Source organism: Pseudomonas sp. MWU12-2020 (assembly GCF_023100605.1).
Taxonomy (GTDB): Bacteria; Pseudomonadota; Gammaproteobacteria; order Pseudomonadales; family Pseudomonadaceae; genus Aquipseudomonas; species Aquipseudomonas fluorescens_H.
In genome coordinates, this window is sequence record NZ_JALMEX010000011.1 from 167,644 (window position 1) to 182,551 (window position 14,908).

A 14,908-nucleotide genomic window follows, 5' to 3' on the forward strand; every position below is an offset into this window, starting at 1 on the left:
TTTTCGTTATATCGTAACGAATGGGCGAATGAACCAATGGCTTTGGGGTGATATGCAAGTCGATCTGGATGTCGATGGCACGCAAGTGACCGGGTTGCCGCGCTTTCAACAAGCGGCCACACAGGGGCGGCGATTGCGTCGTCTGGCCATCGGTCTCGGCGCCTTGGCCGGGGCAGGGTGGGTGCTGGCGCTGTTTGTCGAGCTGTTTGCCGCGCAATCGATATGGCCGGCGTTGCTGATGAATCTGGGCGCGGCGTTGCTGGTGCTGGTCGCTGGCCTGCAGTCGGCGTGGTGGGTGACGCAATGGCGCGCGCGGGTCATGCACCCGGTGGCGCAAGAACCGCTGAACGAGGTCGAGCAAACGGCCCCTGATGGCTGGTACGAACGGCTGCTGGAGCATTTGGGTCAGCGCGGCCTGCACCTGCTCGGTCAGATCGGCGCGGCCGCGTTGTGGCTGGGTGGCTGGTCAGTGCTGATAGTGCTCAGCATTGAACAGGTGTGGAATCTCGCGTTGCCGGCCGCGACCGTCGGTTTGTCGGCCACGGTGGGCGCAGCGCTGATGTTGCTGTTGGGTTTCGGCTTGCTGGTGCTGGAGCGGCAACTGGCTCAGGAAAACCCGGCGCAATGGCCGGAAGCCGGAAACCTCGCACAATTGGCGCGGGTGGCGATCATCAGTCTGGTGCTGGGCGCGTTGTGCCTGTTGTTCGCCAGCGACGCTTCGGTGTGGCCCGTGCGCCTTGCGGTATTGATTGGAATCTTGCCGGGACTGGTCGCGATCGAGTTGCTATTGCGCGCAGTCCTGTCGGTGTTCAGTCCCCGTCGCGAGCAGCTCGAACCGACCCTGCTGGCACGCAGTTTTGTCGCTGACATGCTGCGCTGGCCGCCGCAGCCGCTGCTGGCCTTGCAGCACGAATTGCACAATCGTTTCGGCATCGATCTGCGTCAGATCTGGGCGTTCAGCTACATGCGCCGCGCCTTTCTGCCGGTGCTGGCGCTGGTCGCTGCCGTCGGCTGGATGCTGACCGGGATCCACGAAATCCCGCTGCAAGGGCGCGGTATCTACGAGCGTTTCGGCAAACCGCTGCAAGGATTCGGCCCCGGATTGCACGCTGGGTTGCCGTGGCCGTTGGGCCGTGTATTGAGCGTCGAGAACGGCGTGGTGCACGAGTTGGCAACCAGCGTCGGCGATGCGCCTGCGCCGACCCAGGCCGAGCCAGCCGAAGGCCCGGCGCCGATGACCGCCAACCGTTTGTGGGATGCCAGCCACGTCAACGACAAATCCCAGGTGATCGCCAGCAGCCGTGGCGATCAGCAGAGCTTTCAGATCGTCAACATGGACGTGCGCTTCGTCTATCGCATCGGCCTGCGGGATCAGGATGCCTTGGCGGCTACCTACAACAATGCCGATGTACCGACGCTGATCCGCAGCACCGCGAGCCGGATTCTGGTTCACGATTTTGCCTCGCGCACCCTCGACGGTTTGCTCGGTGCCGACCGGGTAGGGCTGGGCGAGGAAATCGGCCGCGCGGTGCAAAACGATCTGCAGCAACTCAACAGCGGCGTAGAGATCCTCGCCACGGTGGTGGAAGCGATTCACCCGCCAGCCGGTGCTGCCAATGCTTACCACAGCGTGCAAGCGGCGCAGATCGGCGCGCAGGCGTTGATCTCCCGTGAGCGTGGCGCGGCGGCCGAAGCCAGTAATCAGGCGCAATTGCAGGCCAGTCTCGCCCGCGATCAGGCCAGTGCCAGCGCCCGTGAAATCAACGCCACAGCGCAGGCGGCGGATCTGAAGTTCAGCGCTGAACAGAAAGCCTACGCCAGCGCCGGCCAGGCATTCGTGCTGGAACAATATCTGAGTCAGCTCAGCCTCGGCCTGAGCAAGGCCAAACTGCTGGTACTCGACCACCGTTTAGGCGGCAGCAGCAATGCGCCGACCATCGACCTGCGTACGTTCACGCTGCCGGCTGATCCGACGCCCGCGCGCACCCCCGCTCAACCAGGAGTTGCCCCTTGAGCCAGTCGCACACTCACGATTCCCATGACCACAGCGGCCACGAACACGGTCATGCCGGCCACCATCATCATGGGCATCATCACCATCACCACGGTGCGCCGGAAGAGGCGGGGCCGTTCCCGTGGCGGCGGATGGGCTGGGCGCTGTTGCTGGTGGCGTTTGCCATCGCTGCGGCAAGCCTGGTGCAGGTGCGCTCGGGCGAGGCGACCGTTATCACCCGTTTCGGCAATCCGTCGCGAGTGTTGCTTGATCCCGGTTTGAGCTGGCGCTGGCCGGCACCGTTCGAGGCGGCGATCCCGGTGGACCTGCGCCTGCGTACCACCTCCAGTGGTTTGCAGGATGTCGGCACCCGCGATGGTTTGCGCATCATCATTCAGGCCTACGTGGCGTGGCAGGTGCAGGGCGACCCGGACAATGTGCAGCGTTTCATGCGCGCGGTGCAGAACCAGCCGGACGAAGCGGCACGGCAGATTCGCACCTTTGTCGGTTCGGCGCTGGAGACCACCGCCAGCAGTTTCGACCTGGCAGATCTGGTGAACACCGATGCCAGCAAAGTGCGTATTGCCGATTTCGAAGCGCAACTGCGTCAGCAAATCGACCAACAGTTGCTCGCCACTTACGGTGTGCGCGTGGTGCAGGTGGGCATCGAACGCCTGACCTTGCCTTCGGTCACGCTCACGGCCACGGTTGATCGGATGCGCGCCGAGCGTGAAACAATCGCCACCGAGCGCACCGCCATCGGCAAGCGTGAAGCCGCGCAGATTCGTTCTGCTGCCGAGCGCGATGCGCGAATTGTGCAGGCCGATGCCACGGTGAAAGCGGCAGAAATCGAAGCGCAGTCGCGAGTCGAAGCCGCGCAGATTTATGGACGCGCCTACGCTGGCTCGCCGCAGCTATACAACTTGCTGCGCTCGCTCGATACCTTGGGCACCATCGTGACGCCGGATACCAAGCTGATCCTGCGCACCGATGCCGCGCCATTCCGTGTGCTGGTGGACGGTCCGCCGAATGTTGAAAACAAATCCGGATCGCAGCCATGAGTGATGAAGTTCCACGTGGAACACATTCGCTGAGCAGTCCGTGGATTCAGGCCGGACGCCTGGCGTTTTTCGCCTTGTACGCAGTGACCGTACTGGCCGCCTTGGCGTGGGCGTTTTCCAATGTGCGGCAGATTGATCCGCAGAATCGCGCGGTGGTTCTGCACTTTGGCGCACTGCAGCGCATCCAGAATGCCGGCCTGTTGTTGGCCTGGCCGCAGCCGTTCGAGCAAGTGGTTTTGCTGCCAGCGGCGGATCGGGTGATTGAGCGCCGAGTGGAGAATCTGCTGCGCAGCAGTGAGGCGATCAAGGCTGATCGCGTTGCGACTTTCGCCACACCCTTGAGTGATGCGCTGGCCGGTTCCGGCTATTTGCTGACCGGCGACGCCGGCGTGGTGCAACTGGATGTGCGGGTGTTTTACAAAGTCACCGATCCCTATGACTTCGTGCTGCAGGGCGACCATGTGCTGCCGGCACTGGATCGGCTGGTCACGCGCAGCGCTGTGGCCCTGACCGCCGCACGGGATCTGGATACGATTCTGGTCGCTCGACCGGAATTGATCGGTGCCGACAATCAGGCCGCCGAGCGCCGCGAACGCTTGCGCGGTGATCTGGTGCAAGGCATCAACAAGCGTCTGGCTGAATTGAAGGCGAGCGGGCAGGGCATCGGCATCGAAGTGGCGCGGGTTGATGTTCAATCGAGTCTGCCCGACCCGGCCGTCAGCGCGTTCAATGCCGTTTTGACCGCCAGCCAACAAGCCGACAAAGCCGTCGCCAATGCACGCACCGAGGCGGAAAAGCTCACCCAGACCGCCAACGAGCAAGCTGACCGCACCCTGCAAGTGGCCCATGCGCAGGCCGGTGAGCGGCTGGCGAAGGCGTCGGCCGACACCGCCACGGTGCTGAGCCTGGCCAAGGCGCAGCAGCAGGGCACCGACCCGCAGATGCTGCTGCGGCTGTACCGCGAACGTATGCCGAAGATTCTCGGGCAGGCCGGTTCCGTGACCACGGTCGATCCGAAAGACGATTCCCGCCTGATCATTCAGGGAGCCAGTAAATGACCGCGACCACAGCCGCACCGAGCCTGTTGTCCTCGGCCGAACAACGCCGCGCTGCACGGCAACTGACCCTGGCGATGCTCGCCCTTGGCTTGCTCGGCCTCGGTCTGATCTGGCGTTGGCTGGTGCCGGAGCAAACCGGTGTCAGTCAGTTGCTGCTCGGTTTCGCCTCCTTATTAGTGGCGGTGCCGGTGATGCGCTCGGCGTGGTACAGCCTGCGTTATCCAAGCCTGCACGGCATCACCGATCAACTGATTGCTCTGGCGATGCTCGGTGCGTGGGCGACCGGCGATCTGCTGACGGCGGCGTTGCTGCCAATCATCATGATCTTCGGCCATGTGCTGGAAGAGCGCAGCGTGATCGGCTCGCAGGAAGCGATTCATGCTCTCGGCCAATTGACCCGCAGCCACGCGCGCAAGATTCAGGCGGATGGCTCGATCATCGAAGTCGATAACGGCACGCTCAAACCCGGCGATACGGTCGAGGTGCGTGCAGGAGATCGGGTGCCGGCGGATGGCCGAGTGCTGTTCGGTCAGGCCAGCCTCGACACGGCGTCGATCACCGGCGAATCGGTTCCGGTAGAAACGGCGGTGGGCATGACGGTGTTTGGCGGGGCGATCAACCTCGACGGCTTGCTGCGCATTGAGGTGACCCGTACCGGCGATCAATCGACGCTGGGCAAAGTCATCGCGCTGATGCAGAACGCCGAACGCTCGAAGCCACCGATCACCCGCCTGCTTGAACGTTATGCCGGCAGCTACATGGTGCTGGTGTTGCTGTTGGCGGCGGTGACCTGGTTTGTCACTAATGACGCGCAAGCGATGCTCGCGGTGCTGGTGGCGGCCTGTCCCTGTGCCTTGGTGCTGTCGGCACCGGCCACGGCGATTGCCGGAGTGGCGGTGGCGGCGCGCCACGGCATTCTGATCCGCAGTTCGGCGTTTCTCGAAGAACTGGCGGACCTCACCTCGTTGGTGGTCGACAAAACCGGCACCCTGACTTACGGCACCTTGCGTCTGCAATCGATCAACAGCCCGCGTCTGCAACAGTCCGCGGTCATGGCGTTGGCGGCCAGTCTTGGCGCGGCCAGCAGTCACCCGGTCAGCCGGGCACTGGCGGGGCTGGTCAGTCAGGAGCAGAGCCTGCCGCTGACGGACATTCACGAGCGTCAGGGCCTCGGGGTCGTGGCCATGACCGCGCAAGGCGAGGCGGCGCTGGGGCGTCCCGAACTGTTTGCGCAACTGGGCATCGTCACGACGACCGTTCCCGAGCACGATGGGCCGATCGCCGGGTTGGCGCTGAATGGCGAGTTTGTTGCCTGGTTGTTGTTGGCCGATAGCGTCAAACCGGAAGCCCGCTTTGCCCTCAATGAATTGCGTGAACTGGGTCTGGGTCGCCAACTGCTGCTGACCGGCGATCGCCAGAGTGTCGCCCAGACACTGGCCCGCGAAGTCGGCCTGCAAGAGGTGGAAGCCCAAGCGCTGCCCGAGGACAAACTCAACCGCGTGCTCAAGGAAATCGACAACGGTTTCCGGCCGATGGTGGTGGGTGACGGCATCAATGATTCGCTGGCGCTCAAGGCCGGCGTGGTCGGCGTGGCGATGGGCGCCGGCGGTGCCGACATTGCGCTGGCCTCGGCAGATATCGTGTTGATCGGCAGCGACCTGCGCCGCCTCGGCACCTGTGTACGGCTCAGTCGCCAGTGCCGGCGGACCTTGCAGGTCAATGTGATCATCGGTCTGGGCTGGACCCTGGCGATCGTGGTGTTTGCGGCATTCGGTTGGCTCGGCGCGGCGGGGGCAATGATTGCCGCGCTATTGCACAATCTCAGTACGCTACTGGTGTTGGGCAATGCCGGGCGTTTGCTGCGGTTTCAGGAGCCATTGCTCAAACTCAAGGATGATCACTGAAGCGGGTTTCATCGAACTGTGCGCCGGATAGACAGTCATCTATGGAAGAGGGCGCACACTTCTTTGCCGTTATCTGGGCTGAAACAGTGAGTGCATGACGGCATGTTGGAGCGTCTGGAACGATAGTGTCGGCTAATTAAATCGATAGCCTGCTATTTTTCAAGGATGGTCTACCCTCAGATCTGACGTCTGAAACAAGGGGGATTTTCCATGCTCGCGCAACTTCCACCAGCCTTACAGAATCTGCAGCTTCCGCTTCGCCTGCGGCTCTGGGACGGCCATGAGTTCAATCTGGGTCCGGCGCCCAGCGTTACCATCGTGGTCAAGGACCCGCAGATGGTCAGCCAGCTCACGCATCCAAGTCTCGACGCGCTGGGGGCGGCGTTTGTCGAAGGCAAGCTTGAGCTGGAAGGCTCGATCAGCGAGGTCATCCGGGTCTGCGACGAATTGAGCAGCGCCTTGCTCAATGAGGACGATGATGCACAGCCTGTGCGTTCGGTGCACGACAAGGAAACCGACGCCAAGGCCATTTCCTATCACTACGACCTGTCCAACGCGTTCTACCAGTTGTGGCTGGACAGCGACATGGCGTATTCCTGCGCGTATTTCGAAACCGGCAGTGAAACCCTCGAACAGGCACAACAAGCCAAGTTCCGGCATCTGTGTCGCAAGCTGCGTTTGCAGCCGGGTGATTACCTGCTGGACGTGGGTTGTGGCTGGGGCGGTCTGGCCCGTTACGCGGCGCGTGAATTCGGCGCCAAGGTGTTCGGCATCACCCTGAGCAAGGAACAGCTGGAACTGGCTCGCGAGCGCGTCAAGGCCGAGGGCCTGGAAGACCAGGTCGAACTGCAATTGCTCGACTATCGCGATCTGCCGCAGGACGGGCGTTTCGACAAGGTCGTCAGCGTCGGCATGTTCGAACACGTCGGCCACGCCAACCTCGCTGAATACTGCAAGGTCCTGTTCGGCGCGGTGAAGGAGGGCGGTCTGGTGATGAACCACGGCATCACCGCTAAACACACCGATGGCCGTCCGGTAGGCCGCGGCGCCGGCGACTTCATCGAGAAATACGTGTTCCCCAACGGCGAGCTGCCGCACCTGGCGATGATCTCGGCCGAGATCAGTGAAGCCGGGCTAGAGATCGTAGACGTCGAAAGCCTGCGTTTGCACTACGCGCGCACACTCGACCATTGGAGCGAGCGCCTGGAGGACAACCTCGAAGCCGCCGGGAAACTGGTGCCGGATCAGGCGTTGCGCATCTGGCGGCTGTATCTGGCCGGGTGTGCCTACGCGTTCGCGCGTGGCTGGATCAACCTGCACCAGATTCTCGCGGTGAAGGCGCATCCGGATGGCAGCCATGAACTGCCCTGGACTCGCGACGACATCTACCACCCTTGATGCCTGAACCATGCCCTCTCGCTCGGAGAGGGTGATGGGACTTGCTAGAGAATCGGTGAGATGAGCCGGGCGATCCGCATGCCGAGCTGTTGCAGGCGGTGGACTTCCCGGCTCTCTTCTTTGGCGACTTCGTAAGCCTGCTCGAAGTCATCGTTGAGCATCTGTTCTACGCTGGCAGCGAACTCGCAGTCGACGGTCAGCAGCATCACTTCGAAATTCAGCCGGAATGAGCGGTTGTCCAGATTGGCGCTGCCGATGGCGCTGATCTCGCTGTCGATCAACACCACTTTCTGATGCAGGAACCCCGGCTCGTAGCGGAACACCCGCACGCCGGCGCGCACCGCTTCGAACGCATAGAGGCTGGAAGCGGCGTAGACGATGCGGTGATCGGGGCGCGATGGCAGCAGCAGGCGCACATCGACGCCGCGCAGTACCGCCAGGCGCAACGCGGCGAAGACGGCCTCATCGGGAATGAAGTAAGGACTGGTGATCCACACCCGCTCGGTCGCGGCGTGGATTGCTTCGACGAAGAACAGCGAACAGGTTTCGTAGGCATCGGCCGGGCCGCTTGCCAGCAACTGGCAGAGCACGCCGTCCTCCGGGTAAACGTCCGGCAGGATCAGCGGCGGCAACGTGCGCGCGGCCCAGAACCAATCCTCGGCAAACGACTCCTGCATGCAGGCCACCACCGGCCCACGCACTTGCACGTGGGTGTCGCGCCATGGCGCCAGTGGCGGCTTCTCGCCCATGTATTCATCGCCGACGTTATGCCCGCCGACAAAGCCGAGTACGCCATCGACCACGACGATTTTGCGGTGGTTACGGAAGTTTACCTGGAAGCGATTGAGCCAGCCGCTGCGCGTGGCGAAGGCTTTGACCTCGATACCGCCATCGCGCAGCGCCTGCACATAACTGTGGGGCAGGGCGTGGCTGCCGATGCGGTCGTAGAGCAGATGAATCGCCACGCCCTCAGCCGCTTTCTTCAGCAACAGGTCGCGCAGGCGCTGTCCGAGGCGGTCGTCATGGATGATGAAAAACTGGATCAGTACGGCTTCGCGTGCTTGATCGATTGCCTGGAAAATCGCCTCGAAGGTGGCGTGTCCATTCACCAGCAGCTGCACTTCGTTGTTTGCCAGGCACGGCATGCGCCCCAGCTTGGGCATGGCACGTAGGGAGGCATAGGCTTTCGACGCGCGGGCGGTGAGCGCTTCTTCCACCCACGGGCGCCAGTTCAGCTCGGATATCGCCTGGCGCATCTGTTCGTTGGCCTGACGGCGCGCCTTGATGTATCCGTCGAAAGTGCTGCGGCCGAACACCAGGTAGGGGATGAGGGTCAGATAAGGAATGAAAATAAGCGACAATGCCCAGGCGATCGAGCCTTGGGCGGTGCGTACCGTCAGCACCGCGTGGATCGCGGCGATCAAGCCGAGGCTATGTATAAGAGCGATCAGATAACCGAAAATGTGCGGTCCAAAATAATCCATGGGGCAACCTTGCTCCTGAAGATTCAATGCGTAACAGACCATGTTCCGAGGCGATTGTCGCTATTTAATTGGCGCATGAACCGAAGCAATCGGCCGGCGTCTAACGGCCACTACTGATCAGGAGTTTTTCGATGAACGTTCGTCTGCTGGGTTTGGCACTGGGCCTGGGTTTGGCAATGCCAGTGATTGCGCAGGCACAAATGCTGCAGCCGGGGCTATGGGAAATGACCTCGAGCAACGTCAAGGTCGATGACCAGCCAATGGATGTGCAGTCGATCCTCGGTCAGTTGCAAGGCCAGATGACGCCGCAACAGCGCGCGGCGCTGGAAAAGAACGGAATCAACATCGGTGGCAAGGGCATCCGTGCCTGCCTGACACCGCAGCAAGTGGCGACCAACGATATTCCGCTGGCCGATCCGCAGTCGGGCTGCAAACAGCAGATCACCGAGCGCACCGGTAACCAGTGGAAATTCCGCTTCAGTTGCCCGAAAGCGCAAGGCACCGGTGTCGCGACGTTTGTCAGTGATCGTGAGTTCACCACCGTGGCCAACGGTACGTTCAACGCCATCGGGATCAACCAGAAGGGCAGCCTGGAAACCCGCGCGGTGTGGTTGGGTCAGGATTGCGGCACCGTGAAGCCAAGAGCTTAAAAGCTTCGCGAGCAGGCTCGCTCCCACAGGGCCAGTGCGATTCCTTGTGGGAGCGAGCCTGCTCGCGAAGACTTCCTGTCAGACACCTGATCATTCAGCGCATAAACCGCAGCGGCAGGCCCTGACATCCTTCGTTGATACGCTGCTCGCGCCAGGCAATCTGCCCCGACACCAACGTCGTATTCACCCGATAGCGGAAAGTCTTGTCAGCAAACGGCGTCCACCCGCACTGCGACAGGATCGGTTGCCGCGAGACTTCCAGAGCCGCTGGCTCAACCAGCACCAGATCCGCCCAATACCCCTCCCGCAAATAACCTCGATCCGGAATCGCAAACAGATCCGCCACCCGATGGCTGGTCTTCGCCACCAGCGTGGTGATCGGCAGCACGCCATCGGCCACCAGTTCCAATAGCGCCGGCAAAGCGTGTTGCACCAGCGGCAAACCGGACGGCGCCTCGGCATATGGGCGCTGTTTTTCCGCCCAGGTATGTGGCGCGTGATCGCTGCCGATCACGTCCAGTCGATTGCTCAGCAGCGCCGCGCGCAAGGCATCGCGGTCGGCTCGGGTCTTGATCGCCGGGTTGCATTTGATCAGGTTGCCGAGGGCTGGATAGTCGCTTTCATCGAACAGCAGGTGATGCAGGCAGACTTCAGCAGTGATGTGTTTTTGCGCGAGTGGTTTGTCTTCGAACAACGCCAGCTCGCGGGCGGTGGTCAGGTGTAAAACGTGCAGGCGAGTGCCGTGACGTCTGGCCAGTTCCACCGCCAGTGAAGAAGAGCGGTAGCAAGCCTCGGCATCGCGAATCAAGGCATGGATATTGGCCGGCAGGTGCTCACCCAGGCGCGCACGCAGTCGCGCTGCGTTGGCCTCGATGCTCGGCGTGTGTTCACAGTGGGCCAGCAGAATCGTCGGCACTTCGGCGAATAAACGCTCGAGAGTCCTCGGATCGTCCACCAACATGTTGCCGGTGGACGCGCCCATGAACACTTTGACCCCGGCCACTTCGCAGGGGTTGAGCGCGGCGACGGTGTCGAGGTTGTCCCGGCTCACACCGAAGTGAAAGCCGTAGTTGGCCACAGAGTTGATCGCCGCCCGACGCTTTTTATCCGCCAGTGCTTCGAGGGTGAGGGTGGCCGGTCGGGTGTTGGGCATGTCCATGAAACTGGTGATGCCGCCCGCCACCGCCGCTCGAGACTCGGTGTGAATGCAGCCCTTTTCCGGCGCCCCCGGTTCGCGAAAATGCACCTGGTCATCGATCATCCCCGGCAACAGCCATTGGCCGTTGGCGTCGATTTCCACCCGCGCAGTTTCACCGTCGATGCTGCGCGCGATCTTGACGATGCGGCCATGGCTGACCAACAGATCACCATCGAACTCGCGTCCTTCGTTGACCAGTCTGGCGTTGCGAATCAGCACGCTGCTCATGGTTCAGAACTCGTTCTGCAAGGCTTTGTAACCGCGCACCAGATCGACGTTGGTGCGCGCCACGTCTTCGGAAAACTCCGAGGCGCTGACACTCACCGGCGGGAACTGCGAGAGGTCGGTGTTGGGGCCGATGCGGGTGGTGGAGGGCACGTAGAACGCGTCCGGCAAATCGCGACCATCGACCACCGAGTTGTGCCGCACCACGCAGCCATTACCGACCGCGCAATTGAACAACACACTGTTGAAGCCGATGAACACGCGGTCGCCAACCACGCACGGACCGTGCACGATCGAGCGGTGAGCGATCGAGCTGAACTCGCCGATGGTCACTGCCGCCCCGGATTTGGAGTGGATCACCACGCCGTCCTGAATATTCGAATTGGCACCGATGGTGATCGGCTCCATCGCTCCCGAAGCATCGACTTCGTCGGCGCGGATCACCGCGTAGGGGCCGACGAAAACGTTCTCGCCGATGATCACCTTGCCGCAGATGATCGCGGTTTTGTCGACGTAGGCTGACTCGGCAATTTGCGGCAGATCGCCTGAAGGATTCTTGCGGATCATGGCTGGCTCAGTGCGTCGTAAAGGGTGTTGAGGTTATATTCGAACAGCCCGGTAAAGGTGCTGGCCGGGCCGCTGGCGGCGAGGGCATCGGAGTACAACGTACCGCCGATATGCGCGCCGCTTTCATCGGCGATCTGCTTGAGCAGGCGCGCGTCCTTGATGTTTTCCATGAACACCGCTTTGACCTTGGCCTGACGAATCTGGGTAATCAACGCGGCGACTTCGGCGGCCGATGGCTCGCGTTCGGTGGACAGACCTTGCGGCGCCATGAAGTCGATGCCGTAGGCCTGACCGAGATAACCGAAGGCATCGTGGCTGGTGACGATCTTGCGGTTGCCCGGCGGCAGTGAACCGAGCTTGGCCTTGGCTTCGGCGAGCAGGGCGTAGATCTGTTTCAGATAGGCCTGGCTGTTGCGCTGGTAGTCGGCCTTGTTCGCCGGATCGGCGGCGATCAGCGCCTTGGTGATGTTGGCGATGTACAACTCGGTGTTCGCCAGATTGTGCCAGGCGTGCGGGTCGGGAACGCTCTCGCCGTCTTCATCCAGCGAGCGTGGGATCACGCCATGACTGGCACTGATGACAGGGGCTTTGGTCTCGGTGCTGGTCACCAGGCGATCGAGCCATGGTTCGAAACCGAGGCCGTTCTTGATGATCAGCCTGGCCTTGAGCAGCGCTTTGGCGTCATCGGGCGTCGGTTCATACGTGTGGGCATCGGCGTCCGGGCCGACCATATTGGTGATCTGAATATGCTCGCCCCCCACCTGATGAACCATGTCGGCGAGGATGCTGAAGCTGGTGACCACCGGCAATTTTTCCGCCGCCGACAACGACATCGACAGCATCAGGCTGAACAACACGAGTAGAGCACGCATCGGAAAACACCTCATTGGGATGTGAGCAAAGGCGGGCGGCGCAGCAAACCGTGCACCGGTCCGAACACCACGGACAGCAAATAACCGATGCCGGCGACCAGCACGATCGCCGGACCGCTCGGCAGCGAGTAGTAGAACGAGATCAACAATCCGCACCCCACCGAGAGGCAGCCAATCAGCGCCGAGATGGCAATCAGGCTCGGCAGGCGCCGACTCCAGAATCGTGAAGCGGCGGCGGGCAGCATCATCAGACCCACCACCATCAAGGCGCCGATGGCCTGGAAACCGATCACCAGATTGAGCACCACCAAGGTCAGGAACACGCCGTGGGCGAGTGGACCGAGACGGCTGACGGTTTGCAGGAATAGCGGATCGAGGGTGTCCAGCAGCAGCGGTTTGTAGATCAGAGTCATGGCGATCACGCTCAGCCCCGACACCCACAACATGCCGTTGAGGGTCGGACCGTCGACGGCGAGTGCCGAGCCGAACAGCAAGTGCAACAGGTCGAGACGCTTGCCGGCGATGCCTAGAATCAACACGCCGCTGGCGAGCGAGATCGGATAGATCGCGGCGAGGCTGGCGTCTTCGCGCAGACCGGTGCGACGGGTGATCCAGGCGGCGAGACCGGCCATGCCCAGGCCGGCGCCGAGGCCGCCGAGTGTCAGTGCCGGCAGACTCAGACCGGCGAACCAGAAGCCCAGCGCCGCACCGGGGAGGATGCCGTGGGCGACGGCGTCACCGATCAGGCTCATGCGCCGCAGGATCAGAAACACGCCAAGCGGCGCCGTGCTGCAGGCCAGTACCAGACCGCCGAGCAGTGCGCGGCGCATGAACACGAACTCGATGAACGGTTGCCAGAGATGGCTGACGGTGAGCATCAGGCCACCTGCGTGTTGGGTGTTTGCTGGATCAGTTCGGCACTGGGGCCGAACACGCACTGACGATTTTTGATCAGCAACGTCTGCGGGATGTGTTGGCGTACCGCGGCGAGGTCGTGGCAGACCACCAGCAGTGTTCGCCCTTCGGCATGCCAGGCGTGGAGGTGTTGCCAGAGTAACTGCTGGCCCAGCTCATCGAGGGCAGCGTGGGGTTCGTCGAGGAGTAGTAACGGGGCGTCGGTCAAACTCAAACGGGCGAGCAGGGCGCGTTGCAATTCGCCGCCGGAAAGGGCCATCAGCGGACGCTTTTCCAATCCGCTCAAGTGCCAGTTTTCCAGTGCGCTGGCGAGTCGTTGCGCGCGCAGTTGCGTCGACAATCGGCGGCCCCAGAAACCCGCGGCCACCAGTTCTTCGAGGCTGATGGGGAACTGTCGGTCGAGGTGTTGCTGTTGCGGCAGGAACGCCAAGCCGCCCTGACGTGGAACACCCAGTGCGACTTTTCCGGATAAAGGCTTCTGCAATCCGGCGATGACTTTCAGCAGGCTGCTTTTACCGCAGCCGTTGGCGCCGATGATGGCGCTGAGGCTGCCGTGTTCCAGCGAGAGCGTCAGTGGCGAAGTCAGTGGTTGGCCGGGTGCGCCCCAAGTCAGGGTTTGGCAACGGATCATGCGAGTTCTCGGTGCCAGTGGCTTTCCGCGACAGCGTCGTGGGCGTGCAGGCTTTCGGCGTGGATTACCCGCAGGTGGAAACCACTGACGCCGGGGGAGCGGCGCAGGGCCAGATTGAGTCGTCGCGCGGCGTCTTCGCAGAACATCAGGTTTTGCCCATTGGCCAGAGCGAAGGCTTGTTCGTCGGCGCGTTTCACGGCGGTTTGTACGGCGGTGCCGAGTGCCGCTTCGGCATCATTGATGATGACGCTCAGGGGTAGCTCATCGATGAACTCGTCCAGATGCATATGCAGTTGCGCGGTGCTGCGTTGGCTGTGCGGGGTGGCGACAATGCCTTGGCTCGATCCAAGCCAGGCCAACACTTCGGCATGTTGCAGTGGCTTGTTGGCGAAATCATCGATGAATTGCTGCTGGATCAACTGCCGCGCCAACGCTGCTGAGCAGGGGCAAGTTGAGGAGTAAGGCACTTCGATTTTCAGTTCCACGTGGAACACTTTGCTTTTCAGGCTCGCACAAATACTCACTGGATAGCTCTTCCAACCGGCCAGAGGGCTGACTAGCGCAGGTCTTTTCAGTAGTACTTCGCAATGGATGTTCAGGTAGGCGCTATCGGATAAACCTTCGTGACTGACCAGAAAATCATCGAGTACCTCGCGCAACAAGGCTGGAGAGAGGTTGTGCCGTTCAAGTGCCGCCAGCGCCAGATACAGCCGCGACATGTGAATACCGCGCGCCTCGCCATCCTCGAGACTGACGCCTGCATCTGCTTTTGCGCTCAGACGTTGGCCTTCCAACAGAACAGGCAGAGCGATACCGCACATACCCACCCAGTCAAGCGGTAACGCCTGGCGAGCGACTTGAGTCGCAATATCCGGAAGTGTCAGCGAATTCATGTTCGGAACCATCGTGTTGATTGAATTGAATGTTACATTATAACAATTCAAATCACGAT

13 protein-coding genes are annotated in these 14,908 nt (G+C 61.9%); 6 read left to right on the plus strand and 7 right to left on the minus strand.

Features of this window, described 5'->3' with window-relative positions; genetic code table 11:
- Nucleotides 1-52: 52 nt before the first annotated feature.
- The 5 genes from M0814_RS22775 (at nt 53) to cfaB (ending at nt 7,414) form a co-directional block, all read left to right on the plus strand.
- Entirely contained in the window at nt 53-2,014 is a 1,962-nt protein-coding gene (locus tag M0814_RS22775; protein ID WP_103484041.1) for a protease modulator HflK, read from the plus strand.
- Entirely contained in the window at nt 2,011-3,054 is a 1,044-nt protein-coding gene (locus M0814_RS22780) for a protease modulator HflC (RefSeq protein ID WP_003229732.1), read from the plus strand. Before M0814_RS22775 ends, M0814_RS22780 begins: the two co-directional genes overlap by 4 nt.
- On the plus strand, nt 3,051-4,112 hold the full coding sequence (locus M0814_RS22785; RefSeq protein WP_103484020.1) for a protease modulator HflK: 1,062 nt from the start codon (nt 3,051-3,053) through the stop codon (nt 4,110-4,112). Before M0814_RS22780 ends, M0814_RS22785 begins: the two co-directional genes overlap by 4 nt.
- Entirely contained in the window at nt 4,109-6,016 is a 1,908-nt protein-coding gene (locus M0814_RS22790) for a heavy metal translocating P-type ATPase (RefSeq protein ID WP_103484021.1), read from the plus strand. The genes M0814_RS22785 and M0814_RS22790 overlap by 4 nt, the downstream gene beginning before the upstream one ends.
- 210 nt (nt 6,017-6,226) lie before the next feature.
- Nucleotides 6,227-7,414 (plus strand): C17 cyclopropane fatty acid synthase CfaB, encoded by a 1,188-nt coding sequence (gene cfaB / locus M0814_RS22795; protein WP_003229726.1) that lies wholly within the window; start codon nt 6,227-6,229, stop codon nt 7,412-7,414.
- Between the two features lie 44 nt (nt 7,415-7,458).
- On the opposite strand, the gene cls is transcribed toward cfaB, so the two are convergent.
- Nucleotides 7,459-8,898, minus strand: a complete 1,440-nt coding sequence (cls, locus tag M0814_RS22800) for a cardiolipin synthase (protein WP_103484022.1) — start codon at nt 8,896-8,898, stop codon at nt 7,459-7,461.
- Nucleotides 8,899-9,029: 131 nt separating this feature from the next.
- Between cls and M0814_RS22805 the strand changes: the two genes are divergently transcribed.
- Nucleotides 9,030-9,548, plus strand: coding sequence for a DUF3617 domain-containing protein (locus M0814_RS22805; RefSeq protein ID WP_003229722.1), 519 nt, complete (start codon nt 9,030-9,032; stop codon nt 9,546-9,548).
- 94 nt (nt 9,549-9,642) lie between these two features.
- On the opposite strand, the gene M0814_RS22810 is transcribed toward M0814_RS22805, so the two are convergent.
- Genes M0814_RS22810 through folE2 form a run of 6 tightly spaced genes read right to left on the minus strand, consistent with a single transcriptional unit; the run spans nt 9,643 to nt 14,849 of the window.
- Nucleotides 9,643-10,974: a dihydroorotase gene (locus M0814_RS22810; protein WP_103484023.1), complete on the minus strand. Its 1,332-nt coding sequence runs from the start codon at nt 10,972-10,974 to the stop codon at nt 9,643-9,645.
- 3 nt (nt 10,975-10,977) lie between these two features.
- Nucleotides 10,978-11,538 carry a DapH/DapD/GlmU-related protein gene (locus M0814_RS22815; RefSeq protein ID WP_103484024.1) on the minus strand — a complete coding sequence of 187 codons (561 nt, stop codon included), beginning with the start codon at nt 11,536-11,538 and terminating at the stop codon, nt 10,978-10,980.
- Nucleotides 11,535-12,410, minus strand: a complete 876-nt coding sequence (locus tag M0814_RS22820) for a metal ABC transporter substrate-binding protein (RefSeq protein WP_103484025.1) — start codon at nt 12,408-12,410, stop codon at nt 11,535-11,537. Before M0814_RS22820 ends, M0814_RS22815 begins: the two co-directional genes overlap by 4 nt.
- Nucleotides 12,411-12,421: 11 nt before the next feature.
- Complete coding sequence (locus tag M0814_RS22825; protein ID WP_103484026.1) at nt 12,422-13,288, minus strand: metal ABC transporter permease; 867 nt, start codon at nt 13,286-13,288, stop codon at nt 12,422-12,424.
- On the minus strand, nt 13,288-13,956 hold the full coding sequence (locus tag M0814_RS22830) for an ATP-binding cassette domain-containing protein (RefSeq protein WP_003229712.1): 669 nt from the start codon (nt 13,954-13,956) through the stop codon (nt 13,288-13,290). Before M0814_RS22830 ends, M0814_RS22825 begins: the two co-directional genes overlap by 1 nt.
- Entirely contained in the window at nt 13,953-14,849 is an 897-nt protein-coding gene (folE2, locus tag M0814_RS22835) for a GTP cyclohydrolase FolE2 (RefSeq protein ID WP_103484027.1), read from the minus strand. Before folE2 ends, M0814_RS22830 begins: the two co-directional genes overlap by 4 nt.
- Between the last annotated feature and the right edge of the window lie 59 nt (nt 14,850-14,908).